The sequence below is a fragment of the Algoriphagus formosus genome (assembly GCF_002807035.1).
GTDB lineage: Bacteria > Bacteroidota > Bacteroidia > Cytophagales > Cyclobacteriaceae > Algoriphagus > Algoriphagus formosus.
Window position 1 is genome coordinate 86,286 of the sequence record NZ_NIUC01000003.1, and the last position, 25,859, is coordinate 112,144.

At 41.4% G+C, this 25,859-nt stretch carries 24 protein-coding genes and 1 tRNA gene; 7 read left to right on the forward strand and 18 right to left on the reverse strand.

Features of this window, described 5'->3' with window-relative positions; all coding sequences use genetic code 11:
• Window positions 1–39: 39 nt before the first annotated feature.
• Entirely contained in the window at window positions 40–888 is an 849-nt protein-coding gene (locus CDH51_RS15810; RefSeq protein WP_100629533.1) for an alpha/beta hydrolase, read from the reverse strand.
• Between the two features lie 185 nt (window positions 889–1,073).
• Between CDH51_RS15810 and CDH51_RS15815 the strand changes: the two genes are divergently transcribed.
• Window positions 1,074–2,153, forward strand: coding sequence for an AI-2E family transporter (locus CDH51_RS15815; protein ID WP_100629534.1), 1,080 nt, complete (start codon window positions 1,074–1,076; stop codon window positions 2,151–2,153).
• A gap of 44 nt (window positions 2,154–2,197) precedes the next feature.
• On the opposite strand, the gene CDH51_RS15820 is transcribed toward CDH51_RS15815, so the two are convergent.
• Window positions 2,198–2,272, reverse strand: a tRNA-Pro gene (locus CDH51_RS15820).
• A 557-nt stretch (window positions 2,273–2,829) separates the two neighbouring features.
• Here CDH51_RS15820 and CDH51_RS15825 point away from each other — a divergent pair.
• Entirely contained in the window at window positions 2,830–4,188 is a 1,359-nt protein-coding gene (locus tag CDH51_RS15825) for a transglutaminase-like domain-containing protein (protein ID WP_100629535.1), read from the forward strand.
• A gap of 36 nt (window positions 4,189–4,224) precedes the next feature.
• On the opposite strand, the gene CDH51_RS15830 is transcribed toward CDH51_RS15825, so the two are convergent.
• From CDH51_RS15830 to tamL, 4 genes are all read right to left on the reverse strand, one after another.
• A complete protein-coding gene (locus CDH51_RS15830; protein WP_100629536.1) occupies window positions 4,225–4,455 on the reverse strand; it encodes a hypothetical protein in 231 nt (76 codons plus the stop codon).
• Between the two features lie 86 nt (window positions 4,456–4,541).
• Window positions 4,542–5,117 carry a phosphatase PAP2 family protein gene (locus CDH51_RS15835; protein WP_100629537.1) on the reverse strand — a complete coding sequence of 192 codons (576 nt, stop codon included), beginning with the start codon at window positions 5,115–5,117 and terminating at the stop codon, window positions 4,542–4,544.
• Entirely contained in the window at window positions 5,114–6,025 is a 912-nt protein-coding gene (hemF, locus tag CDH51_RS15840) for an oxygen-dependent coproporphyrinogen oxidase (RefSeq protein ID WP_100629538.1), read from the reverse strand. Before hemF ends, CDH51_RS15835 begins: the two co-directional genes overlap by 4 nt.
• Before the next feature lie 8 nt (window positions 6,026–6,033).
• The gene (gene tamL, locus CDH51_RS15845) at window positions 6,034–8,475 is read right to left on the reverse strand and encodes a translocation and assembly module lipoprotein TamL (RefSeq protein WP_198514327.1); all 2,442 of its coding nucleotides are present in this window, start codon (window positions 8,473–8,475) and stop codon (window positions 6,034–6,036) included.
• On the opposite strand from tamL, the gene CDH51_RS15850 reads away from it, so the two are divergent.
• Entirely contained in the window at window positions 8,474–9,226 is a 753-nt protein-coding gene (locus CDH51_RS15850; RefSeq protein ID WP_100629539.1) for a TrmH family RNA methyltransferase, read from the forward strand. The two genes, tamL and CDH51_RS15850, sit on opposite strands and share 2 nt — an antisense overlap.
• Window positions 9,223–10,215 carry a bile acid:sodium symporter family protein gene (locus CDH51_RS15855; RefSeq protein WP_100629540.1) on the forward strand — a complete coding sequence of 331 codons (993 nt, stop codon included), beginning with the start codon at window positions 9,223–9,225 and terminating at the stop codon, window positions 10,213–10,215. The genes CDH51_RS15850 and CDH51_RS15855 overlap by 4 nt, the downstream gene beginning before the upstream one ends.
• A 27-nt stretch (window positions 10,216–10,242) precedes the next feature.
• On the opposite strand, the gene CDH51_RS15860 is transcribed toward CDH51_RS15855, so the two are convergent.
• The 10 genes from CDH51_RS15860 to CDH51_RS15905 form a co-directional block, all read right to left on the reverse strand.
• Complete coding sequence (locus tag CDH51_RS15860) at window positions 10,243–10,503, reverse strand: acyl-CoA-binding protein (protein ID WP_024283208.1); 261 nt, start codon at window positions 10,501–10,503, stop codon at window positions 10,243–10,245.
• Window positions 10,504–10,606: 103 nt separating this feature from the next.
• On the reverse strand, window positions 10,607–11,893 hold the full coding sequence (locus tag CDH51_RS15865) for a citrate synthase (RefSeq protein ID WP_026944715.1): 1,287 nt from the start codon (window positions 11,891–11,893) through the stop codon (window positions 10,607–10,609).
• A gap of 242 nt (window positions 11,894–12,135) precedes the next feature.
• Entirely contained in the window at window positions 12,136–12,558 is a 423-nt protein-coding gene (locus CDH51_RS15870; protein ID WP_024283206.1) for a BrxA/BrxB family bacilliredoxin, read from the reverse strand.
• Between the two features lie 23 nt (window positions 12,559–12,581).
• The gene (locus CDH51_RS15875; RefSeq protein ID WP_024283205.1) at window positions 12,582–12,899 is read right to left on the reverse strand and encodes an iron-sulfur cluster assembly protein; all 318 of its coding nucleotides are present in this window, start codon (window positions 12,897–12,899) and stop codon (window positions 12,582–12,584) included.
• Between the two features lies 1 nt (window position 12,900).
• The gene (locus CDH51_RS15880) at window positions 12,901–13,332 is read right to left on the reverse strand and encodes a SufE family protein (RefSeq protein WP_100629541.1); all 432 of its coding nucleotides are present in this window, start codon (window positions 13,330–13,332) and stop codon (window positions 12,901–12,903) included.
• Complete coding sequence (locus tag CDH51_RS15885) at window positions 13,329–14,552, reverse strand: cysteine desulfurase (protein ID WP_100629542.1); 1,224 nt, start codon at window positions 14,550–14,552, stop codon at window positions 13,329–13,331. The genes CDH51_RS15880 and CDH51_RS15885 overlap by 4 nt, the downstream gene beginning before the upstream one ends.
• Window positions 14,553–14,558: 6 nt before the next feature.
• A complete protein-coding gene (gene sufD, locus CDH51_RS15890; protein ID WP_100629543.1) occupies window positions 14,559–15,824 on the reverse strand; it encodes a Fe-S cluster assembly protein SufD in 1,266 nt (421 codons plus the stop codon).
• A gap of 10 nt (window positions 15,825–15,834) precedes the next feature.
• Entirely contained in the window at window positions 15,835–16,593 is a 759-nt protein-coding gene (sufC, locus tag CDH51_RS15895) for a Fe-S cluster assembly ATPase SufC (RefSeq protein ID WP_100629544.1), read from the reverse strand.
• 30 nt (window positions 16,594–16,623) lie between these two features.
• Window positions 16,624–18,069, reverse strand: coding sequence for a Fe-S cluster assembly protein SufB (gene sufB / locus CDH51_RS15900; RefSeq protein ID WP_026944720.1), 1,446 nt, complete (start codon window positions 18,067–18,069; stop codon window positions 16,624–16,626).
• A gap of 222 nt (window positions 18,070–18,291) precedes the next feature.
• The gene (locus CDH51_RS15905) at window positions 18,292–18,768 is read right to left on the reverse strand and encodes an Lrp/AsnC ligand binding domain-containing protein (protein ID WP_024283199.1); all 477 of its coding nucleotides are present in this window, start codon (window positions 18,766–18,768) and stop codon (window positions 18,292–18,294) included.
• 371 nt (window positions 18,769–19,139) lie between these two features.
• Between CDH51_RS15905 and CDH51_RS15910 the strand changes: the two genes are divergently transcribed.
• The 3 genes from CDH51_RS15910 to CDH51_RS15920 all read left to right on the forward strand — a co-directional run bounded on the left by CDH51_RS15910 (window position 19,140) and on the right by CDH51_RS15920 (window position 24,495).
• Window positions 19,140–19,667, forward strand: coding sequence for a hypothetical protein (locus CDH51_RS15910; protein ID WP_133390120.1), 528 nt, complete (start codon window positions 19,140–19,142; stop codon window positions 19,665–19,667).
• An 81-nt stretch (window positions 19,668–19,748) separates the two neighbouring features.
• The gene (locus CDH51_RS15915; RefSeq protein ID WP_100629546.1) at window positions 19,749–21,671 is read left to right on the forward strand and encodes a M14 family metallopeptidase; all 1,923 of its coding nucleotides are present in this window, start codon (window positions 19,749–19,751) and stop codon (window positions 21,669–21,671) included.
• Window positions 21,672–21,678: 7 nt separating this feature from the next.
• Window positions 21,679–24,495 carry an alpha/beta hydrolase family protein gene (locus tag CDH51_RS15920; RefSeq protein WP_100629547.1) on the forward strand — a complete coding sequence of 939 codons (2,817 nt, stop codon included), beginning with the start codon at window positions 21,679–21,681 and terminating at the stop codon, window positions 24,493–24,495.
• Window positions 24,496–24,545: 50 nt separating this feature from the next.
• Here CDH51_RS15920 and CDH51_RS15925 read toward each other — a convergent pair whose 3' ends face one another.
• Window positions 24,546–24,932 carry a nuclear transport factor 2 family protein gene (locus tag CDH51_RS15925; RefSeq protein ID WP_100629548.1) on the reverse strand — a complete coding sequence of 129 codons (387 nt, stop codon included), beginning with the start codon at window positions 24,930–24,932 and terminating at the stop codon, window positions 24,546–24,548.
• Window positions 24,933–24,948: 16 nt separating this feature from the next.
• A complete protein-coding gene (locus CDH51_RS15930; protein WP_024283194.1) occupies window positions 24,949–25,743 on the reverse strand; it encodes a thymidylate synthase in 795 nt (264 codons plus the stop codon).
• Window positions 25,744–25,859: the final 116 nt, after the last annotated feature.

Below are 25,859 nucleotides of genomic sequence, written 5' to 3' on the forward strand. Positions count from 1 at the left end.
CTAGGTTTGGAAGGGGTGGTAAAGGTGTGAAATTAAAGACTATTCTCGACTTAGGTGGCGATTTAAAAATAAGATGTGAACTGGTAGGGCCTCTGTCCAATACTGCCAGGTATGTGCTCCGGGTCTTTCGGTGTACTCGTGAGGTACTTCTCGGTCAAGAAGTGCTTGGTGAAGTTGACGATTGGTTTCTATCAGAAAATCGTCCACTCCACAATCAATTAAAATATCTTGGCCGTTTTGCTTAAGCTGATCCAATAGTCCCATGACCGTGTAGGGATTGAAGTTAGGGGCGTCATAGTTGAGGTTAGCTCCCAGCATAGCTTTTTGCTGTCCTACGCGAATATTTCTGAAGTCCTCAGGTACTTTCCAAAGTCGGGTATCGATATTCATCACACCACTCATCGTGCCTACGGCTGTGAAAAGGTCTGGGTGCTTGGCAGCCAGCATCATCGCGCCATGGCCCCCCATTGAAAGCCCGGTGATGGCTCGGGATTCTTTTTGGTCTAGTGTGCGATAATTTTGGTCAATAAATGGGATTAATTCACGAATAATGTAGCTTTCATACTGCACACTGTCCATCATGGGACTATCATAATAGTAACTAGAAGGACCTACTCCTGGCGTGACTATGATTAGTTGGTATTGGTCGGCGAGTTTGGGAACGAGTCCTGGTTCCGTGACTTTTTGATGCCAGTCAGAAAATGCCCCAAATCCTCCGTGTAAAAGGTATACTACAGGATATTTTGTATTCGATTCAGCGTATCCTTCAGGTAGCGTGATCGCGGCTTTTAGGTTTTTATCCATTATCTCACTTCTGACAGTCAACGTGTCTACTTGCGAAAAAGCAAGAGTGGAAAAGAAGTAAATAAGGAACAGGGCCTTCTTCATAGGTTTAGGGTATTTTAAATTCAAGAGTAGGGTATTTTCTAGCTTTTCAAAAGTCTATAAGCAGCTTCAATCAAATAGACATGTGGTGAAAATAGCTTTTTTTGAAATATTCTAGGAGGGAAAATTGATCATAGGGGAGTATTTCCTTTCGGAATGGGTATATTTCAAAGGTAAACTAGTAAAGAATGGAACGTCTAAAACGAACTGCTTTATTTCTGATTGTTTTGGTTTTCGGGGCTTTAGTACTCCGAGAAGGGTCGTTTATCTTGGTCCCTTTGGTATGGGGAGTTTTCTTTTCTTTTGCACTTTCTCCCATTGCTGATTGGCTGGATTCAAGAGGTCTGCCAAGGAGTATTTCCATTATTATGAGTATCCTGCTTGTGACTCTGATAGCCGGAGGAATAGTCTATGTGCTATTGAATCAGATGATCGGTTTGGTCAAAGACATTCCGGAAATTGGAGAGAATTTCAATAGGAAGATTGGAGCTTATGTCGAACAGTTGGAAGGGCTACTTGGGCGAAAAGTGTTTGATCCTCAGAATCAGGAAGAGTTGTGGTCCGTAGTAAAAATTGAGAATCTAAATGAAACACTTTTTGCTACTGGTAAATCCTTGACTTTGGCTGGAATTATCCCGCTTTATATCTTTTTATTGATGTATTACCGGGATTTTTTCGTGACTTTTTTGATTAAATATTCAGAAAAAAGCAAAGAAAGGATTCTCACCTGGGCGAAGGATTCTGGAAAGGTCATACAGTCTTATTTGACGGGAATGATCTTAGTGACTTTGATTGTGGCCGTTTTATCGGGCTTATTCTTTTTCTTGATCGGAGTGAAATATTTTCTTTTGTTCGCCGCTTTCATAGCTATTCTTAATTTGATTCCCTATGTAGGCGTATTCGTGTCCTCTTTTTTTGCGATTCTATATGTTTTTCTCACCACGGACTCCATGCTTTATCCTTTGATGACCTTCGGAGTTCTCTGGGGTATCCAATTACTCGAAAATAATATTATCACCCCCTGGGTAGTGGGTTCACATGTCAAAGTCAATGCCCTCGCTGTGATTTTGGCAATTCTTTTAGGAGGATGGCTTTGGGGAATATCCGGAATGGTTCTTTTCATTCCATTGGTAGGAGTTTTGAAAATCACCTTGGAAAGGTCCTCTGGGCTGGAGGCATTTGGTTTTTTACTTAGTGATGCTGTCCCTGTCCAAGATAACTCAACGGGCAAGCGAGCTTGGTTTTCTTGGTTTAGAAAAGATAAGTAGCCCTAAATAAAAAATGCCAGCAAGTTTTGCTGGCAAGTTAAGTGTCGGGGTGGCAAGATTCGAACTTGCGACCTCCTGCTCCCAAAGCAGGCGCGATGACCGGGCTACGCTACACCCCGAGATTTGATGAGCTTTGCTCCCCAAACGGATTGCAAATGTATGGAAATTATTGAAAGTTTATCGATAGGCCTGAAAAAAATATCAGGCTTTATTTTTTGGGATTAATTTGAAAGAAATTGTGATCATTTTATGGATTACATTTTAACCTCTGTAGTGATTAAAACTCCTTTTGGATCAAGTTTGTGTGAATGGAGTTTTCGCAGAAATAAAAAAAAACCTGACCATTGAGGGTCAGGTTTTTAGGGGTGATCAGACTATCGTATAGTCCAGCTTTTCTATGTACAACTTTTACTTTTTACTCTATTGCTTATTGCTATTCATCAATCTTTGTACCACTTCAGCAATAATAATTAAGATTGCAATGACTACAAAAAGGTATATCGGGTTCAATTTTCCGCTCTTGTTAATGATCGCGCAATGATAAGATAATATTTACTTAACATGGCAAAATGTATGTTAAGTTTTTCCCGATTGCCAAAAACTTAACATTGGATACTGCTTTTGACGAGCTTCATTGAATTTTTCTACCTTTGAAAATAAAGATATTCACCATTCTATGTTCAAGTTTAATTCATTGCCTATCGTATTGCTTCTGGGCTTAATTGTAATTTTCACAAGCTGTCAATCGAGCGAGGAGCAAGAAAAAGAATCAGTTCAAAAAATTGAGAAAGTCTCTATTGCAGAGATTGAAGCTGGGATTAAGGCATTTATCGATCAGAAAACAACTGAAAACGGAGGGGTTTTTCCGGTAAAGGATGAGAATCATGATTTGAAAATGAAATTAGTCAGAGTACATACAGAATATCTTTCAAATCTTGGCCCTGAAAGACACTTTGCTTGTGTAGACTTGGTGGATGAAAGTGGAGACGTATATGATGTGGACTTTTTCATGGAAGGAAAGCCCGGTGCTATGACCGTCACCGAAACTACCGTGCACAAGCTCAATGGGAAGCCATTCTACTCATGGAAGCAAAATAAAGAAGATAAAACTTGGTATCGAGTAGCTCTAGAGGAGTCTACCAACCGATTATTGGGTGTAGTAGAGGGAAGTGATGAATTCCAGTTTTTTTATCATGTGCGTGTTCCTGAGCTTCAATCGGAAGCACGAATGTGGGTTCCAGTTCCTATCTCAGATCATTATCAGCAAGTGGAAGTATTGGAAATGCAACTTGCGGGTGAGACGGTGGAAATAGAAGATCAGGAATATGGTAATAAGTTTGTCTATTTTGAATTAGGGCCTACAGACAGTGGCAAGGAAATCAAGCTTTCTTACGCTGTCAAGCGGAAGGAAAAAGGACCTTATGAGGCACCAAGCCCGAATCCAGATTTATACCTTGCTTCCAATCGTCTTATGCCTAAAGGTGGTCGATTTGAAGAGATTGCTAAAGAGGTACTAGGGCCGAAAATCAATGATTCCAAGCTTATCCAAGCACGAGCATTGTATGATTATATCATTGACAATATGCGGTACATGAAATTTGGTGACTATGGAAACGGCGATTCGAACTACGCTTGCGATTCCAAAACTGGTAATTGTTCAGAATTTCATTCCTTCTTTATTTCCTTGGCTAGATCTGTAGATATTCCTGCTCGCTTTGCAATCGGAGCTTCTATCCCTTCGGATAGGAATGAGGGAGGAATTGATGGTTACCATTGTTGGGCGGAATTTTATGCAGATGGAAAGTGGTGGCCTGTGGATATTTCAGAGGCTAATAAGTATACCGCCTTGGCAACTTATTACTTTGGAAGGCATCCGGCCAACCGAATTGAACTCAGTAGGGGACGTGATTTGCAAGTAAATCCCGGCCCACAAGAAGGCCCAATTAATTTTATAGCTTTTCCCTATCTGGAGATCGATGGTAAGGAAGTCAAAGCGCCATCAAAGTTCACCTTCCAGAGAAGTGAAAATTCTTAAAACAAAAAAACGGGTCTTCTAAGACCCGTTTTTTATTTAATCATTGTCAGGATGCTCATTGGATGGATGTTCTCCACCTTCAGATGGGTGTTCAGAGCTATCACTAGGATGCTCGCCTCCGTCAGAGGGATGCTCACTGCTTTCAGCAGGTTGTTCAGTAGCAGCTTCTTGACTTTCTTCTTTTTTGCCACCGCAGGACGTCAATGTTGTGGCTACTAGAAAGCTAAAGGCTAAGCCGAGTGTCAGGAGTGATTTGATTCTTTTCATGATAATGTTGATGGTTTTTTGTGAAATTATCAGGAAGCTTTGAATAATGCAATGAAATGCCCTTAACTCTTATTTGCAGAATTCAATTATCGAAGGATTTTTTTGACTACCTCTCGTTTTACATAGACAATCAAAAACCAAACAAGGTAAGCTGATGCCATTCCAATCAATGCTCCTACCAGCAGGTCTAATGGATAATGCACTCCAAGGTAGATTCTAGTGTAGCTGACCAAAGTTGCATATAAGAAAAGCCAACCGAAATAAGGGACTTTCTTTCTCATTTTTAAGTTGAGAAAAGTGGCCATGCCAAAAGTATTGGCAGCATGCGAGGATGCGAATCCATATAGCCCGCCACATCTTTCATAATTGTGAATCAAGCCTTCCCAGCGTGCATCGTGACAGGGTCGGAGTCGCTCGAAAAAGGGCTTCATAAAGCTTGAGGTAACCTGATCCGCAAATAATATGGTCAGAGCAACCCCGCCAAAGACCCACCAACTGTTTTTGGGGTCATAGCGATAAATCTTATAGATCAAGAATAAGAATAAAGGGAGCCAGGTGACGGTTTTTGTAAGCTGAAATACAATGGGGTCAAGCCAATCAGTATGAAAGGAATTTAGCCATAAAAACAGCTGCTCGTCCCAAATTGACAATTGCTCAATCATGTAGGAAAGTTTAGCCAATCAATATCTTTCTTCAAGTGCTTCAGCGTAAACTCCTCCTGACTTCCTACAGTAGGTTCATGCATGTAGGTCCACTCGGCTTGTGGAGGCATACTCATCAAAATACTCTCTGTTCGGCCATTTGTATCTAGTCCAAACTTAGTACCTGCATCCCACACAAGATTAAATTCCACATAGCGACCACGGCGGAGGCTCTGCCATTTTTTCTCATTTTCCCCAAAACTGATGCGGGAGTTTTTCTTCATAAAATGACCATAGACCTCAGGAAAGAGCCGCCCTAAAGCCAAGCTGAATTGAAGGATTTGCTCAAACTCATCATCTGATTTACCCGAAAGGCGATCATAGAAAATTCCTCCAATCCCCCGAGTTTCGTTGCGGTGCTTCAAATAGAAATAATCATCTGCCCATGTTTTGAATTTTGGGTAGTAAGTCTGGTCAAATGCGTCGCAGGTCTTTTTCACTTCCTGATGAAAGTATTGGGCATCTTCAGGCACAATGTAGTGGGGAGTCAAATCAATTCCTCCACCAAACCAATGAACACCATTATCCATTTCGAAATACCTGATATTCATATGGATGATCGGAACCATAGGACTAAATGGATGCAAAACGATGGAAACTCCAGTGGCAAAAAAGTCAGCTTTTTCAAGCCCCAGTTTCGCCAAAATCTTTTCAGGTGTCGGTCCATGAACTGCAGAAAAAGCCACTCCACCTTTCTCGATTATTTGACCATTTTGGAAAATCCTGGTTCTCCCGCCACCTCCTTGCTCACGGTCCCACTTATCTTCCAGAAAATGGCCCTGACCGTCATATTCTTCGAGTTTGGCACAAATATGATCCTGCATTTGCTGGTAAATCAGCGCTATTTCTTCTTTTGTTTTTCTAGCCATAACTAATTTTAGAAAGGGTAACCGATCCCAAAATTGAATACGGTCTGCCCTCTGACCCCAAAAGGTCGTCTGAATGAAATATTGTCTAAAACCCAACGCTCTCCTTCAGGCTGAGCTGGGTCAATTGCTTTCGTAGCAAGGTCCAATCGGATAATCAGGAAATCAAAATCCATTCGGAGTCCAATACCTGAACCTACTGCCAGTTCTTTGTAAAATCGATCAAAACGGAAGTCTGCTCCCGGTCTGGTTTGATCCACTCCGATGACCCAAGAATTTCCGATGTCCAAAAATAAAGCCATGTCGAAATAGCTGAATAAATTTCTCCGGTATTCCAGCATGGATTCGATGATCATTTCTGCTGGCTCTTCAAAAGGGTAATCATACTCACCTTCGGGACCTCTTCGAGGGTTTGAGCTACCGGGGCCAAGTCGTCTTGCTTGCCAAGCCCGGATACTAGTACCACCTCCCGCAAAAAAATATTTTTCGTAAGGAAGAATCCCATTACTGACACCATAAGGTTGGGCTATTCCAAAGTTTAGCCGGTAGGCCAATGTTTGTTTTTCGTCCAAAGGATAGTATCTCCTGAAGTCTGCCTGTAACTTCAACCACTGGAAATTTGCGATTTCGGTTTCCTCACTGTTTGTTGGTATATCCCGAAAATTTAATAGCGTACCGCCGCTTTCTACAAAAAGTCTTAGCATGGAGGAGGGACGGTTCCTGAAGTTTCCATAGCTGTTGAAATTAATAATAGACTGGCCTGAAATACTGCTGATGTAGGAAGGTAAAAATGACCAAATCAGATTGTTTCCTTGATTGGCAAGATCTTGTAGGATTTCTCCAAACTCTGGAGTAATGGCAGGAGTCTGAATGTAGTTTAGATCGGCGACATTCACAGTGAACTGCTGCCGATTATTCAGGGTAGCCCATGTGTAGGCGAGTTTTCCGTTGAAACTGGTTCGTGTATACTCAGGCCGGTTGGTATAATTATAACCAATCTGCACTCGGGTGTTAGGGTTATATCGTCCGAATTTTCTTAAGCTCGATGGGTAAAAAGGGACTAAAAACCGAGGAAAAATCACTGAAGAAGAGATACCCAGTTCCCGACTTTGATAAACGCCTTGATTTGTTGCTGATGCCACTCCCTCCAAACCTGCTCTGAAATTAAATTCAAGTATTTCACCTCCTCTAAAAAAGTTTCTGTTTCGAAGGGAAGTACTGAAAAATGGCCCCGGTAGCTGCTCTGTAATGCTTAGACCTACCTGATTGGTTAATTGATATTTTTCTGCTGGCTGAGTGAATATGTTAGCAGTCAGTGAGTTGCCTAAGGTGTCGAAAGTGATATTGACAAAGCGAAATAAGTCAAGATTGCTGAGCTGTTTTTGACTCTCTATGACCATATTTCTTTGGTAGGTACTCCCTTTTTCGAACAGGACTCTTGAATCAAGAATCTTTTCAGAATACCTGTCTCTATAAAAGGAAAAATCAATTCCATTGTACTCTACATTCACCTGCTGGTCAGCAAATTCGTTGGACGGTGGGTTGACGCGAAAGTTGATTTCATCCAAGGAATAGACTCTATGTTTTTCAGCAAAGGTTGGTTTTTGGATTTCCTGACTGATTTTAACGGTCTTTGCGACAGTATCCATATAGACCAGGTATTCTAGATAGGTCTTGGTAAACATGTAGAAACCATTGTTTTTCAGGAGCTCTTCTACTCGGTTTCTCTCTGCAGTAATATCATCCTGAGCATAAGCTTTGCCTGTTTTTAGAAGGCTTCTTTGCTTTGATTGATTGAGTAGTTTGATGATTTCTTCGTTGTCTGTCCGGGTGTAGACAGAGTCGATCAGGTAGAGTGGCCCTTCCTCAATTTCGTAAGTGACATAGGCTTTTTTCTTTTTGGTCTTTACCTCAAAATCTACCTTTGATTCAAAGAAACCATTGTTGTTAAGGTAACCTGAAAGATTTTGGGTCGTGTTTTTGATAGCGGTGGAATCCAAGCGTGTCACTGGATTGCCTGTTCGCATGAGTCCATTCCCATATTCTTCCTTGTACTTCAAACTTTCAATTCGGCCAGAGACTTTTTCGATACGTTTTTCTTCTTTTCTGCTTAAAGAATCAAACTCCTCTTTTTCTTCTAAAGACTGGAGTTCGGCCTCAAAGTTTTTTCTTTTTTCTGCCACTTTGCTACTGTCGAAAAACGAACGGCCAATTCGATAAATGGATACGCCCGGAGAAACATTCAGAAGAGGAATTCGAAAGTTCGTTTCAGGCTGAAGAAGAGCAGACAGTCGTTCTTCATCGGCTTTTTCGATGCCTTTTAGTTCATTTTCAAAAAGCGCATATTCATTCTCCTGAAGATTTTTGGTGAGTGAGCATCCAAATGATAGTCCAAGCAGCAAAAGAAAAAGTATATATTTGGAGCTCTTCAAAATGGTGTAATCAGACGACATGCTAAGCAAAAATACAATTAAGTTTTTTAAATCCTTACATCAAAAGAAATACCGAATTGCCCATCAGCAGTTCTTTGTGGAGGGTAGAAAAAGCGTTTTGGAGCTATTGGAATCCTCCTTTGTGACCGATTGTGTTTATGCAACTCAAGAATTCTTGGATACCTATGGAGACCGGCTCTACCAAGCTAAGGTATCCTTTGAGCTTGCTACTCCGGCACAACTCGAAAGTATGGGCCAGTATCAGAGTAATGACTCTGCAATCGCTTTGGTCCGAATGAAAGAAAATCAATTGCCGGAAATTCAATCCTCAGATTGGGTTCTCGCTGTAGACGATGTGCGGGATCCGGGCAATTTGGGTACGATCATTCGCATCGCTGATTGGTATGGAATCAAAAATTTGCTCTTTTCTAAGCAAACGGCCGATTTCTATAATCCTAAAGTGATACAATCAACGATGGGTTCCTTCACACGGGTTAATTTTTACTATTGTGATTTAGCAGAAGTTTTGACAGCGTTGAATTTACCCGTCTATGGAGCATTTATGGATGGAGAGAATGTTCATTCTATCCAATCTGTCGAACAGGGAGTTTTATTGATGGGGAATGAGTCAAATGGAGTTTCTCAAGAGCTGGAACCCTTAATCAGCAAAAAGCTAGCTATTCCTGCTTTCGGTCAAGCTGAGTCACTCAATGTAGCGGTTGCCACAGCTATTCTTTGTGACAATCTCAAAAGAATTACCTCCGGGAAATGAAAAAAGTCAAAAACCTGCTCCAGAAAGTCGGATTCAATACCTTTTTATTGGGCTTGATCTTAGCCATTTTTTTGGCTTGGCTTTTTCCAAAATTAGGAAGTTCAGAAAGCCCTATTCATTGGAAGCCTTGGATCAATGGCGGGATAGCATTGGTTTTTTTCTTATACGGAGTCAAGCTAAATCCAAGGCAGCTAAAGGAGGGCTTGTCAAATTGGAAATTGCATCTGACGATTCAGCTTTTCACCTTCATTGTTTTTCCCTTTTTAGTTCTATTGATATTCAGATGGTTGCCCTGGGTCGATCAAGATTTTGAGTTGGGCATTAGTTATTTAGCTGCTTTGCCTTCCACGGTCAGTGCCTCTGTGGTGATGGTAAATATTGCGGGTGGAAATGTTCCTGCCGCCATTTTCAATGCAAGTATTTCAGGTTTACTAGGAGTGGTTATTACACCTGCCTGGATGGGTATTTTGGCTGAAAACCTCGGACAGGGTGAGGTGGATTTCTGGCCTACCTTTGTGGACTTGACCATTAAGGTCATCTTGCCGGTTTTTGCGGGTGTTTTATTGCACGGAAAGTTATTTCCATTGATCAGATCGCATCTTAAAAGACTGAAGTATCTTGATCAGGCGATTATAATGATGATTGTGTTTACCGCTTTTTCAGATAGCTTTTATCAGAAAATATTTCAACCTTATTCCTGGCTAAGTCTTTTGAAAATAGCTTTTTTGATGCTCATACTTTTTCTGATGGTGCTATTGTCGATTGAGTTGGTTTCACGTTTTCTCGGTTTTTCAATCAAGGATAGGATAACGGCGCTTTTTTGTGGATCCAAAAAATCCTTGGTACATGGAGTGGTTATTGGAAAAGTCATGTTTCCAGATCCGGCTGTTTTGGGATTGGTTTTACTGCCGGTGATGCTTTACCATTTCCAGCAGCTCTTGATTGGGTCATCTTTGGCGGAGTGGTTTGGGAGGAAAAACTTCCAATAAAAAAGCCCGTTTTACCGGGCTCAAAATTTAAATATGTTTTTCGGATAGTTTTTCGACTAGCTCCAGATACTGACTTTCAGCTTCAGTTTTGGAAAGTCCTTTCAGGTTCAACCATGCATTGTACTTGGCAGCTGCTTTAAAGTCAAATCCTCCTGGACGTTCGGTTTCATTATCACCTTCTGTAGCCTGTTTGTAAAGGGCATATAATTTCAAAAGTTCTTCATTTGAAGGTCTAGAGGTGAATTTCTTGGTAATCGCTACTGCCTCTTCAAGTGTAGTTGGTTTCATTTATGTACTTGGATAAAATGATTTAGAATTCTAATTATGCTCAAAGATAGGGCATAAAAAAGGCCAACTTTTGGAGTTGGCCTTTGATATTGGTCAATAAAGCTTATCGCTTGTTCATGGAAACGTAGTCGCGCTCGTTTGCACCAACATAGACCTGACGCGGTCTTCCGATTGGCTCTCCATTCTCACGCATTTCTTTCCACTGAGCGATCCATCCTGGGAGACGACCCAAGGCAAACATCACCGTAAACATGTCGGTAGGAATACCTAGTGCTCGGTAGATGATTCCTGAGTAGAAATCTACGTTTGGATAAAGCTTTCTATCGATAAAGTACTGATCATTTAGCGCAGCATATTCGAGTTCCTTCGCGATATCTAAAACTGGATCTTTAACACCTAGCTTTTCTAGCACATCGTCAGCAGCTTTCTTGATGATTCGAGCTCGCGGATCGAAATTTTTGTAAACACGGTGTCCAAAGCCCATAAGACGGAAAGGATCATTTTTATCCTTCGCCTTGTCTAAATACTTTTTAGCATCTCCACCGTCGGCTTTGATCGCCTCAAGCATTTCGATCACTGATTGGTTAGCGCCACCGTGTAGTGGTCCCCAAAGAGCATTGATTCCTGCAGAGATAGAAGCGTAAATAGATGCCTGGGAAGAACCTACAATTCGTACAGTAGAGGTAGAACAGTTTTGCTCGTGATCAGCGTGAAGGATTAGAAGTTGATCCAAAGCCTTTGCTACCACTGGGTCTACATCATACTTCTCAGCAGGAAGTGCAAACATCATTTTCAAGAAATTGGAACAGTAATCCAAGGTATTGTCTGGATAGTTTACTGGATGTCCCATTTCATTTTTATATGCCCAAGCAGCAAAAGTTGGCATTTTCGCAATCAGCCTGATGATACTCAAGTTCACTTCATCTTCGGATCTGTTTGGATTAAGCGACTCTGGATAAAAAGCAGAAAGGGAACAGATCAAAGAGGATAGTACACCCATTGGATGGGCATTGGATGGGAATCCGTCCAAAATCTTCTTAATATCCTCATGCACCAATGTATGGTGAGTTACTTCACTGGAGAAAGCTTCAAATTGATCTTGAGTGGGAAGCTCACCATAGATAAGCAAGTAAGCCACTTCAAGAAAAGTAGATTTTTCGGCTAAGTCCTCGATACGATATCCTCTGTAGCGAAGAATACCTTTTTCCCCGTCCAAAAATGTGATAGCACTGGTAGTAGAACCGGTGTTTTTATAACCTGGATCTAGGGTGATTAAGCCAGTTGAGCCTCGAAGCTTGGCAACGTCAATAGCAGGTTCGTTTTCGGTTCCCACTGTGACAGGAAATTCAAAATCTTGTCCGTTATAGGACAGCTTTACGGATTCAGACATATAGGTTTATTTTTGGATTACTACTTTCAAAAACTTGATAATCGCCCATAAGTTAACAAAATCCCCTATTTTATTTAGGATTATTTACACTTGGTGTATTTTGATTGTGCTAAAGGATAAGGGCCTGTTTTGGTATTCTTCACTTGGTTGGAAGGCTTTTTTGCAAGGTGATATACGGACAGTTTTTTATTCGGAGGTATATCTTTTTTGCCAAACGTAAAAAAAGCCCCGAAGGGCTAATTTTAATCACAAAAATGTTCGAAAACTTCGACTAAGTGGTCTCCGATCATCTGGGCGTTTCTACCTTCGATATGGTGACGCTCAATGAAGTGCACCAATTCCCCGTCTTTGAACAAGGCCATAGCTGGAGAAGAGGGAGGGTAAGGCAATACAATCTCTCTAATTTTATTGACGGCATCGCGATCATTTCCGGCGAAAACCGTGGCAAGTGTACTAGGCTTTTTTGCAGCCTTATCCAATGCATATCGTACACCTGGTCTTGCAGCTCCTGCCGCACAACCACATACTGAATTGATAACCACGAAGGTGGTGCCCTTATGCTCAGAGCTAAGGTGCTCGCTTACCTGATCAGCTGTACGGAACTCTTCGAATCCGACGTCTGTCAATTCTGCACGCATCGGTGCGATTAATTCTTCTGGATACATATTCTTTACTTATTATTTGAAACTTACAGAAATCCTAATTCAAGTTTGGCAGCTTCTGACATCATGTCCTGTGAGTAGGGGGGATCGAAAGTCACCTCTACTTCTACATTGTTGATACCTTGAATCTGCTGTATTTTATTCTTTACCTCAGAAGGAATAAATTCCGCCGAGGGACAATTCGGTGAGGTAAGAGTCATCAAGACATACACATTATTAACAGGATATACAGTGATCTCATAGATCAAGCCGAGCTCATAGACATCTACGGGTATTTCTGGATCATATACCTGCTTGATGGCTTGTATTACCTTCTCTTTTGTCTGTGTTTTGGTTTCCTCCATGTTAGGCGTTCAATTTGGTTTGATACGCTAGCGCATAGCGTTTCATTTGTTGGATCATGGAGGCCAGTCCATTGGAACGCTGGCTTCCGATGATGCTTCCCATTCCTATTCGGTCGATAAAATTCAAATCTGCCTGAATGATTTCCTCTGGGCTGCGATTATCCAATACACGAATCAACAGTGAAATCAATCCCTTGGTAATATCAGTGTTAGAATCAGCGAAATATCTGACCTTCCCATTCTCCTCGTCTGCGATCAACCAAACCTTGGATTGACATCCTTTGATCAAGTTCTCGTCTTTTTGTTCATCAGCTGGAAATTGAGGTAGCTTTTCACCTAACTCCATGATGTAAAAAATGGTAGATTCCCGATCATCACCTAGGATTTCAAACTCTGATACAATTTCGTCTTGTAAGGTATTGATGCTACTCATTTGTTTTTGATTCTAGCAATTTTGGCGATTCCTTCCGCCATATTTTCGATTTCGGATTTGGTGTTGTAAACAGCAAAACTAGCCCGTACAGTTCCCTCAATCCCAAATCGATGCATCAAAGGTTGTGTACAGTGATGTCCTGTTCTCACGGCTATTCCTCTAGCATCCAGCATTTGCCCCACGTCAAAAGGATGCATGCCTTGAATATTGAATGAAAGAACCGAAACTTTATCCGCTGCAGTCCCCACTGGGATGAAGCCTTTTATATCTTTGGTAAGCTGATTTGCATAGCTCAGAAGCTCATCTTCATGCGCTTTGATCTGCTTTTTACCGAGGGACTGAATAAAATCCAGCGCCTGACCAAATGCGATTACATCGGCAATATTGGGTGTTCCAGCTTCGAATTTGAAAGGGATTTCATTGTAAGTGGTCTTTTCAAAGCTGACTTCTTTGATCATTTCACCACCACCAAGGAAAGGAGGCATTTCTTCCAGAATTTCACGCTTTCCGTACAATACGCCAAGTCCAGTAGGACCATAAAGCTTATGAGCAGAAAAGGCTAAGAAATCACAGTCTAGTTCCTGCACATCAATCTCTAAATGCGAGGTAGATTGAGCTCCATCCAAAAGTACTTTAGCTCCAATTTCATGAGCCGCCTGGATGATTTTTTTGACTGGGTTGATCGTGCCTAGAGCATTGGAAGCGTGGACGATGCTGACGAGTTTTGTCTTTGGGTTAAGCAGCTTTTCAAATTCCTCAAAGATAATTTCTCCATTTTCTTGAATGGGAATCACTCGAAGTTTGGCTCCCTTTTCTTCACACAGCATCTGCCAAGGCACAATATTGGAGTGATGCTCCATGGTGGAAATAATGATTTCATCATCTTTTCCGATAAACTTTCTTCCGAAAGTTTGAGCCACCAAGTTGATACTTTCGGTGGTGCCTTTAGTGAAAATTACTTCAGCAGACTCTCGCGAATTGATAAAGTCTTTGACTTTTTCTCTAGTGGCCTCGTAATGGCGTGTTGCTCGATCTGCTAAGGTGTGCGCACCTCGGTGAATATTGGAATTGTCGTGTTCGTAGTAATTCCTCAAAGCATCAAGAACTGCCTGAGGCTTTTGGGTAGTGGCTGCATTATCAAAATAAACCAAAGGCCTGCCATGTACTTCTTGGTGAAGCACAGGGAACAGGCCTCTGATTTTTTCCAAATCAAAACTCATGTAATGTTAGAATTTGCTGCCTAGACGATCCTGGATCAGTCCGACAACATGGTTTTTAAAGCTTTCTTCCTCAATTTTCTCCATCACTTCTCCAGCAAAAGCATATAAAAGCAATCCTTTGGCTTGAACCTTACCGATCCCGCGAGCTTGTAGATAAAACAAGGCCTCTTCATCAAGTTGACCTACTGTACAGCCGTGGGAGCATTTGACATCATCTGCCCAAATCTCCAATTGTGGTTTGGTATTCACAATGGCATCATCAGAAAGAAGGACATTGTTGTTCTGTTGGAATGCATTGGTTTTTTGTGCGTCCTGTCTTACGAAAATCTTTCCGTTGAAAACTCCTCGGGACTGAGCATCAAAAATACCTTTATACATCTCATTTGACTCAGCATGCGGAATTGTGTGGTCCACATTGGTATGATTATCTACATGCGTTTTTCCATTCAGCAAGTAAATCCCGTACATATTTCCTTCCGAGTTGCTACCAAGAAGGTTTAGGCTAAGGTTATTTCTAACCATATCACCTGAAAGAGAAATATTCACAGAAGTAAATCGGGCATCAGACTGAATGTCCGTCTCAATATTGCTGACCTCAATCGCCTGATTGGATTCGTTTTGTAGTCTGTAGTAATTGATGTGGGAGTTTAGTCCTCCTTTTATTTCAACTACCTTGTTTACAAAGTAAGCTTCCTCTCCCATACTGATACTTTGATCTAGGAAAGTGACCTCTGAGAAATCACCCACTTCTATCCAGAATCGAGGCGTGATAACCTGTCCGTCATTTACTCCATTGAAAGAGAGGAGCAAGATGGGCTTTTCAACTTTGGTCTTTTTAGGGACTTTGATGCTGATTCCTCCTGAAAAGCTAGCTTGATTTAGAGCAGCAAAGGCATCTTTTTCTGCTTTAGCAATTGAGCCGATCTCCGCTGAACTTGATAGAATATCAGAAACTTCAAGGCCTTCGATCGAGGAAGATACTTCCTGGAGGAATTTTCCATTGGAAAAAACCAAAACATCTCCCTCAAATCCTTGAAAAACAGTTTCTTTGATCAGGGTCTCTTCTACCGAAAGCTGCTTTGCTTGATTAAAGTTACTTAGACTTTTTTCTAGCTTTTTGGTGATTCCGGTGAATTTATATTCTTCTTCCTTTGGAGCAGGAAGACCTGATTCTAGGTATAAGTCTTTCGCTGTCTGTCTGGCTTCCGTGAAGTTAGCGGGAGCGCTTTCAAGCAAATTCTCAAATAAATCTTCTTTTACTAAAGTGCTCATTTTTATTGATTTATACAGCAGCGTCTACTTCTTCTTTGATCCAGTCATACCCTTTCGCTTCCAATTCGAGCGCAAGGTCTTTTGTTCCTGACTTGACGATTTGTCCTTTGTACAACACATGCACGAAATCAGGCACAATGTATTCTAGCAATCTTTGATAGTGAGTTACTACGATAGTAGCAGTGTCAGGGCTTTTCAGCTTGTTGACGCCATTCGATACAATTCGAAGTGCATCGATATCGAGACCAGAGTCTGTTTCATCCAAAATGGAAAGCGTAGGCTCTAGCATAGCCATTTGGAAAATTTCGTTTCTCTTTTTTTCTCCTCCAGAGAATCCCTCATTGAGTGAACGGCTAAGCAATTTTTGGTCAATCTCAACCAATTTCATTTTCTCCTTCATCAAAGAAAGAAACTTTACTGCGTCCAAAGGCTCCTGACCCCGGTATTCACGTACTTGGTTTAGGGCTGTTCTTAGGAAGTTGGTAGAAGATACTCCAGGGATTTCTACGGGGTACTGAAATGCCAAAAAGACTCCTTCTCTAGCACGGTCTTCCGGCGCCAAGTCTAATAGATCTTTTCCCTTGAAGATTACTTCTCCTTCTGTAACCTCATATTCTTCTCGTCCCGCTAAAACAGAAGCAAGCGTAGATTTTCCAGAACCATTTGGTCCCATGATAGCGTGAACCTCACCTGGTTTGACTTCGAGATTGATTCCTCTGAGAATAGGCGTGCCTTCCACTGCGGCATGCAGATTTTTTATCGTTAGCATAGTTGTGTTATTTCTAATGGTTTTACTAGATCAACCTACTGATCCTTCTAAGGTCAAGGCAAGAAGCTTTTGAGCTTCTACCGCAAACTCCATAGGAAGTTGATTCAATACTTCTTTGGCGTATCCATTGACAATCAAGGCTACTGCGTCTTCTGTGCTGATACCACGCTGATTACAGTAGAAAATTTGATCCTCTCCAATTTTAGAAGTAGTAGCCTCATGCTCTACTTTGGCACTTGGATTTTGGATATCAATGTATGGGAAGGTATGAGCCCCGCATCGATCACCCATTAATAATGAATCACACTGTGAAAAATTCCGTGCGTTGGAAGCACGTTTCATCACTTGAACCTGTCCTCGATAGGAGTTTTGAGATTTACCTGCAGAAATACCTTTCGATACGATTCGTGATTTAGTGTTCTTGCCAATATGGATCATTTTTGTTCCTGTATCGGCTTGCTGCATGTTGTTTGTGACAGCTACAGAGTAAAATTCACCGATGGAATTGTCTCCTTTAAGGATACAAGAAGGGTACTTCCAAGTCACCGCAGAACCTGTCTCCACCTGAGTCCAAGAAATCTTCGAATGATCTCCGGCACAGATTCCACGCTTGGTTACGAAGTTGTAGATTCCGCCTTTTCCATCCTTGTCTCCAGGGAACCAGTTTTGTACGGTTGAGTATTTTACTTCAGCATGTGCTCCTGCATAAATTTCTACAACGGCAGCATGAAGTTGATTTTCATCTCTTTGTGGGGCAGTACAGCCTTCCAAATACGATACGTAAGACTCGTCTTCGGCCACGATTAAAGTTCGCTCAAACTGTCCTGTATTGGCAGCATTGATACGGAAGTAGGTAGATAGCTCCATTGGGCATCTGACTCCCTTTGGAATGTAGCAAAAGGATCCATCAGAAAATACTGCTGAATTCAAAGCAGCGTAATAGTTATCTGTCATGGGAACTACTGATCCCAAGTATTTCTTCACCAGTTCAGGATGCTCTTTTACTGCTTCGCTAAAGGAGCAGAATACAATTCCCAACTTGGCAAGAGTGCCTTTAAAAGTGGTCGCTACAGACACGGAATCCAAGACTGCATCGACAGCAATTCCTTGAAGCCTTTTTTGCTCATTCAAAGAAATCCCTAGGCGCTCATAAATGGCCAATAATTCAGGATCGATTTCGTCCAATGATTTTGGCTTTTTGGTTTGCTTTGGAGCTGAATAGTATCGAAGTTTCTGGAAATCCACCTTTGGGTAGGTGACGTTAGCCCATTCAGGCTCTTCCATAGCCTCCCAAGCGCGAAAAGCTTTCAAGCGCCAATCCAAAAGCCATTGTGGCTCTTCTTTTTTGGCGGAAATCCATCGTATAATTTCTTCATTAAGGCCTAAAGGAGCTTCATCTGCTTCATAATTGACGGACCAGCCGTGCTCATATTCTTTGGATGTAAACTCTTCTAAAATCTGATTGTCTTTGCTCATGGGGCGAGTTATTTAGACTAATTACATTTTGCTTGCGAAGGTACAACTTATAATCAAAATATAATGTTCCCGGTTATACGAAAATTCTATCAGGGATGCTGTTTGTCAATGAAAATGAGCAGAAAAACGCTGAAATTCAGTTTAAATAAAAATAAAAAAAAGCCCCAACAGAGGCTTTTAAACAGGATAATTTTTTATTTAGATTTAGTCCAAATAGTATTTTTATTTTGTTTCTTTATCGAAAAATTGAATCGGGCGATTGATACTTTCTTCAAGAACGATCAAGGTTTCCGTTCTGTCTATGCCCTCTACCTTTTGAATTTTGTCCAGAACCATTCTGAGGTGGTTGGTATCTCGGCAGATGATTTTTGCAAAAATGGAATAGTTGCCTGTGGTATAATAGGCGCTGACAACTTCAGATATCTCTTTGAGTCGCTCAATGACGGTGTCGTAAAGGGAGCTTTTCTCGAGATAGATTCCCAAAAAAGCCGCGATGTCATATCCAAGTTTGGTGAAGTTTATATTTAAGGTGGCACTTTTCACAATCCCCATATCCTCTAGCTTTTTCATCCTGACGTGAACCGTCCCGGATGAGACAAAGACTTTTTTGGCTATTTCCGTGTAGGGAGTCTTTGCGTCCTCATTGAGTAAGGAGATAATTTTTAAATCTATATTATCGATATCTGAATTTTTGTCCATCTTTTTAGATAGTTTTTAGATGATTTTTAACGAAACTGCCTGTAAATTAGAGATTGTTCAAAATAATGCAAAATTATTTTTTCAATTTGTAATTGAATTGATTTTATTTTTTATTTGTAGCCGATTTGAATACGTTTAAAAAATTTGGATTTAATTGCTTTTGATTATTTTTAATTTTGAAGTGATTAATAAAATCCGAATTTTCAGCTAAAAATCGGACTTTTAATCTCTAAAGTTATATTTGGGTTTATATTCTGAAAAAAGTCTTGCCGGTGGCAGGACTTTTTTGTTTGGGCTTTGTGAAATTTAAAATGCAAAAAATTGTATTCGAAAAAAAATTTAATGTATTTTTGAGCAATCCTTTAAGAATCATGACAAAAACAGCCCTATCCATCAAGATTTTTGTAGCGTTTTTAAGTGTAACATTGATTAGTGTTCACCCTATTCAGCCTTCAAGCGCACAGGCAGCAAGCATTGTTTCCAAAGCTGAAGTAAACTACAATAAGGTTAGTTTCAGGAATTTAGCTTATGAAAACTTAGAAGAGGACATAGTTTCTTCCGAAGAAGTGACCTATTTGCCTTTGACAGTGAAGGAAAAAGAGATTGCTCGCGATCTTGCTTCTAGTTGGGTTTGGCCAGAGTATACCTTAGACATGATTGACTCTTACTCTCCATTTTTGTTCCGTACCAAAAAGTCAAGAGAGTATGAAGAGGTAAAGGTCTTGGTCAAGGTGGATTTTAGAGGAAAAGTCAGTGGTTATGAGTTTGTCACTGAATTGGATAAGGGTACTCAAGAGCGGATGGATTATTTAATCAGGAAATTGCCTGCTTGCAAGGCTGTGCCAGGATATCCAACTTACAATTCGACGACTTTCGAATTGACAATCCGTAAAGAATAATTCTCCTACATTTTTTTTTAAACGGTGGTGAATCGATTTCTTGGCTTTTTTACCTTAGCCAAGTAATAAAATGCCACCAATATGTATAAGCAACTCACACTTTTACTCCTAGCCTTTTTTGGTTTGGGGCAGGGATTTGCCCAAGTCAAGGAGTTCCGAAAGGATAAAGCCTATCCTGAAAAAGACTCAAAAGGAAAATACTACACTGTATCTGGTGAACGCCATGGTCCTTCTTTTTTCAAAAAGGAGGTTTTCCCAGAAGTGGAGTATACCCCCGGTGACCAACTGACTTTTGATAAGTATCACACAGTTGATGTGATGTACCATTGGTACGAAAAATGGGCTGCAGCCTTTCCAGAAATCACAGATTTATATGTGATCGGCTATTCATTTGAAGGTAGGCCCATTTACCAAATGACGATCACCAATAAGGAGACAGGAAAGGATACTGATAAACCTGCTGCTTATTTCGAAGGAGGGAGACATTCAGGTGAAATCACTTCCTCTGAATCTATTCTTTGGCTGACCAAGCACCTATTGGAAAACTACGGAAAGGACGAAGAAATCACTCATCTAATTGACACCAAAGCAATCTATCTCCGGCCACAAAATAATCCGGATGGTTCCAACCTGTATCTTTTTTCAGCTCAGCGAAACAGAAGCACCGTGAGACCTCATGATAATGATAGAGATGGTTTGGTGGACGAAGATCCCGAGGAAGATCTTGATGGAGATGGGATCATATATCAAATGCGCAAAAAGGCCGTTACGGAGGAGGAAAAGAAAAAAGCAAATTATATTGTGAATCCCGACCATCCATCCGGCAAGTTGATGAAGCGTGTTTTTGCCGGCCAAGGTGATTATTTAGTTTTCACCGAAGGAATCGACAATGATGGAGATGGAGATTACAATGAAGATGGGGTAGGAGGCTTGGACCTTCATAGAAATTACCCTGAAAATTGGCGTCCGGATATCGGAGGAGACCTTACAGGAAGAGGCTACACTCAATATGGTGCCGGTCAATACCCACTAAGTGAAGCAGAAACCCGCTCTACTGTATTGTGGATTCTAAGCCATCCCAATATTTCTGTGGTCAACTCCATGGATACACGTGTTCCCATGCACCTTCGTCCACCATCAACTTCCAAAAGTGAGGAGCGGATGTATCCTGAAGATTTGGCGATTTACAAGGAAATGGATGAGCTTGGACTTTCCTATACGGCTTATCCATGGGCTGGAGATGTCTATGAGACTTATTCTACTCGCTACAAAGTCAATCGATTGACAGGTGATCCACTCAAGCCTTCTCCGCTTTTCGGTCATGGTCCTGACTTTGGCTACTTTTATTTCGGAAGCATTTGGTATGGTGATGAGCTCTGGAACAACGGGGCTATGAAAGATTATAATGGGGATGGGGTCTATGATGACTATGATGGTCTGGTATGGGATGAAGAGGAAAACGGAGGCCGTGGATTTAAATCTTGGACACCTTTTACCCATCCTGAATTGGGCGAAGTAGAGATTGGAGGTTTTCACCCTAAATTCTTTGGACAAAATGGTCCACCTTGGCAGCTTGAGGATTGGGCTAGAAAGCAAGCCTTGTTTAATTTGGCTATGGCTCAACGACTACCTGAATTGAAAGTAGAGGCCCCAGAGGTCAAAAAAATATCCGATGGTGTATTTGAGGTTTCTCTTTCTTGGACCAATGTAGGTGGATTACCCGTAGCCCTTGAGCAAGCCAAATTGGTTAAGATTGTTCAGGAAGATCGAGTCTCGCTGGAGTTTGATAAGGAACTGATGGAAGGGTATGAAAATGCCAAAGTGAAAATAACATCTCCTGAGCTGTATGATAAGACAATTTATGCAGGACATACAGGAAAAGGAGAGACAAAGAAAGTGACCTTCCGGGTTGAAGTAAATATGGATGAAGAAGTCACCGGAAAAATCAAACTGTCTTCCACACGTGGAGGATTTATCAGTCAAGAAATTACGCTAAATAATTGATTAATATATGATGATTAAAAGTAGAATAATTGCGGCAGGGGTTTTCTTGCTGCTTTTTCTGAGTCTAGAAGGGCACGCTCAGCAAAAACGCTCTCTGACTCATGCGGACTATGACGGATGGGAGAGCCTATCTTCTGACCGCATCACCAAAGATGGGAAGTGGGTAGGATATATGATCTCACCTCAAGAAGGGGATGCAAGACTGGAGTTGATGCCCTATCGGGATCCCTCCAAAAAAATGATTATCCCCCGGGCCTCAGGCTGGAATTTCTCTCCGGACGATGCTTTTGCCGTGGGTAAAATAGAACCACAGTATGACTCGGTTCGTGTTTTGAAGCTTAAAAAGACCAAAAAGGATGAAATGCCTAAGGATAGCTTGTTCATCTATGATTTGGCAAAAGGCTCCATCGAAAAGCTAGCTGAAGTCAAATCCTTTTCCATTCCTGAAAAGTCCGGAAGTTGGATTGCCATTCATTTTGAAAAGGAAAAACCAGCGAAAAAGGACCCTGCAGACTCTACGGCAAAAGCTGAGAAGCCGAAGAAAACAGATGGGACGAAGCTTATGGTCCGGTCTTTAGACGGCTCCAAAAAGTATGAGTTTGATCGTGTGAAGAGCTACGGTTTTTCGCCAAATGGAGACTTTCTTCAATTTGTCTTGGCAAAAGAAGATACCTTAGATAATGCATCCATTCACCTGCTCAACCTTCAGACTGGAGAGGAAACCAGCATTCATGAAGGCTTCACCGAGTACTCTAGAATGAAGTTTTCTCCAGCATCTAAGTTTTTGGCATTTGTGATCACAGACGATTCTACCAAAGCCGAAAAGCCTTATTACTCCTTGATGCTTTATCAAACAGCTTCTCAAAACCTCGAAAAAATAGCGGATGAAAATTCTCAAGGAATTTTATCTGATGCTAGAATCAGTCAGGATGAATCGATTGTGTTTTCAGAGGATGAAAAGTTACTCTTCTTCGGAGTAACCAATGATTACATGGACTATGCATACGAAAGCGACACCACCATTCTGGATGAAGACCGAGTAAGCTTGGATATCTGGGGCTGGCAGGATGCCGAAATACAACCCATGCAATTGAGAAATAAGTCAAGAGAGGAAAAAAGAGCATACAAAGCGGTGATGGATATTTCTTCAAAGCAGATCCATCAGCTAGAAGACCGCGAGATTCAAAATCTGATTTTGCCAAGCAAAGTAGAAAATACTACAGCAATCGCCTGGACAGATAGTCCGTATCGTAGAGAATACAGCTGGAATATTCAGATCGGTAGAGATATTTATTTGGTGGATTTCAAGACGGGTGAACGGACATTGATCGAGAAAGATGTGCCAGGCTATCCAAGTCTTTCTCCGGAAGGAAAATTCATCACTTGGTATGGCTCTCGGGATAGTTCTTGGGTAGCTTTTGACGTTGCAAATAAAAAGCGAATCAATCTGACGGAGGCATTGGATGTGCCATTTTATGAAGAACTCCATGATTCTCCATCCTTACCAGGTTCATATGGTACCGGAGGATGGATGGCCGGAGATGCAGCTATTTTGATCAACGACCGCTATGATGTCTGGAAGATTGATCCGCGTAATCCCGGTGCAGCTCTGAATATCACAAAAGGCGAGGGAAGAAAGAATAAGATCACATTTAGACGCCAATCTATGGATCGTGAAGAACGATTTATTGATCCGAAATCTGAATTGTTTCTGACGGCATTCAACGAGCTTACCAAGGAATCCGGAATGTACAAGGGAGATTATTCTGGGCAAATGCTTTCAGAAGTTTTGATGACTCCTCACAGATACTATGGATTGAATAAAGCGAAAGAGAGCGATCATTTGGTAATTCAGAGAAGCACCTATCAGGAAAGTCCCGATCTGTATATCACAGATTTGAAATTGAAGGATATGAAAAAGGTGTCGAACCTGAATCCTCAGCAAAGTCAAGTTAAGTGGGGTAGTGTTGAATTAGTAAGTTATTTGGCCAATGATGGTACCCCACTGCAAGGATTGCTCTACAAGCCAGAGTATTTTGACCCGAACAAGAAGTATCCAATGATGGTGTATTTTTATGAGCGAAACAGTGACGGGTTGCATAATTATCGTTCTCCTGCACCTTCTGCTTCGACGATCAATATTCCCTATTTCGTAAGTAATGATTATGTGGTATTTGTGCCAGATATCAAATATGATCTCGGACTTCCAGGACCTAGTGCCTACAACTGTATCATTCCAGGTGTACAATCTATTGTAGCAAAAGGATTTGTGGATGCGGATAATATGGCCATTCAAGGTCAGAGTTGGGGAGGCTATCAAGTTGCTTATTTGATTACCCAAACGAATATGTTCAAAGCAGCAGGAGCAGGTGCTCCCGTGGTAAATATGACCTCTGCCTACGGCGGAATTCGTTGGGGAACAGGGATGAGCCGAATGTTCCAATATGAGCAGACCCAGTCAAGAATTGGTGGTACGCTTTGGGAAAAGCCGATTTACTATATCGAAAACTCTCCACTATTCTTCATGGATAGAGTACAGACACCGGTATTGATCATGCACAATGATGAAGATGGAGCAGTGCCCTGGTACCAGGGGATTGAAATGTTTATGGCTTTGAAAAGGCTGAATCAGCCTGCATGGCTTTTACAGTACAATGGAGAGGATCATAACCTTCGTCAGCGTAAAAATCGAAAGGATCTATCTATTCGACTAAGTCAGTTCTTTGACCATTATCTGAAAGGTGCACCGGCTCCGCTTTGGATGACAGAGGGATTACCCGCTGTAGAAAAAGGAAGGACGCTCAAATATGAATTAGAAGACTAAGATAATCCCAAAAAAGAAGGCTGTCATCGAATTTGACAGCCTTTTTTCTTTTAAGAGTAATCTTGAATTTTTGAAATCAAGCCATCTTTGAAGGTGAAAACTGATTTGCCTTTCAGGTTGATTTCATCACCTTTTTTCAAACTTCCATCTGGAAAATCTTTCCCCAGAATGGCATGATACTTCAAGTGGACCTCAGTGTAACGTGCTTGGTGAATATATTTTTCCGGTGACTGTTCCCGGGTTTCAAAAAAATCCAAGGCTTGAATAGCTTGCTTTTCAAATTCATCAATTCCTTGGGTACTGTGAGTTATCTCCCCATTCGTATAGTTTTCGAAGATTACTTCATTATGAAGGGGTTTTAGCATTCCCTTCACATCCTTTTGATTATAGGAACTGATATAGCTATCGATTAGTGTCTCTCTTTGTAGATTTAGCATGGCACAAGATTCTTAATTAGACTGCCACAGGAGCTTTGATATGTGGGTGCGGATCATAGTTTACCAATTCAAAGTCTTCGTATTTGAAACTGAAAAGGTCTTTCACCTCAGGGTTTATTTTCATCGTAGGAAGAGGCCTGTGGTCTCGGCTTAGTTGAAGTTTGGCTTGCTCAAGATGATTCAAATAAAGATGGGCATCTCCAAAAGTGTGAACGAAGTCTCCTGGCTCGAGATCACAAACTTGGGCCAGCATCATGGTGAAAAGCGCATAAGAAGCAATATTGAAAGGTACTCCCAAAAACACATCTGCACTTCTTTGATAAAGTTGGCAGGAAAGCTTTCCGTCCGCCACATAAAACTGGAAAAGGGTATGACAAGGCGGAAGAGCCATATTGTCCACATCGGCTACATTCCAAGCACTGACGATATGCCTACGGCTATCCGGCTTATTCTTGATTTGCTCTACGAGTTTCTTGATTTGATCGATTTCACCGCCTTTGCCATCAGGCCAGTGACGCCACTGATACCCATAGACAGGGCCGAGGTCTCCATTTTCATCCGCCCATTCGTCCCAGATGGATACTCCGTTTTCTTTCAGCCAATCGATATTTGTACTGCCTCTCAAAAACCAAAGAAGCTCGATGATGATGGAACGAAGGTGCAGTTTTTTTGTAGTAACCACAGGAAAACCTTCAGATAGGTCAAATCGCATCTGATGACCAAAAATACTCAAGGTTCCCGTACCTGTCCGGTCCGTTTTCTTAGTCCCTTCATCCAAAATCTTTTGCATCAAATCGTGATACTGCTTCATGGTTTTTGCTTCAAGTTTTAAATATCGATACAAGATAATAGCTTCCTCGGAAAATCTGAATCTCTACAAACAAAGGTGAAGCTTTCTGCTTATACTTGTCAGAGATTTGGACCAGC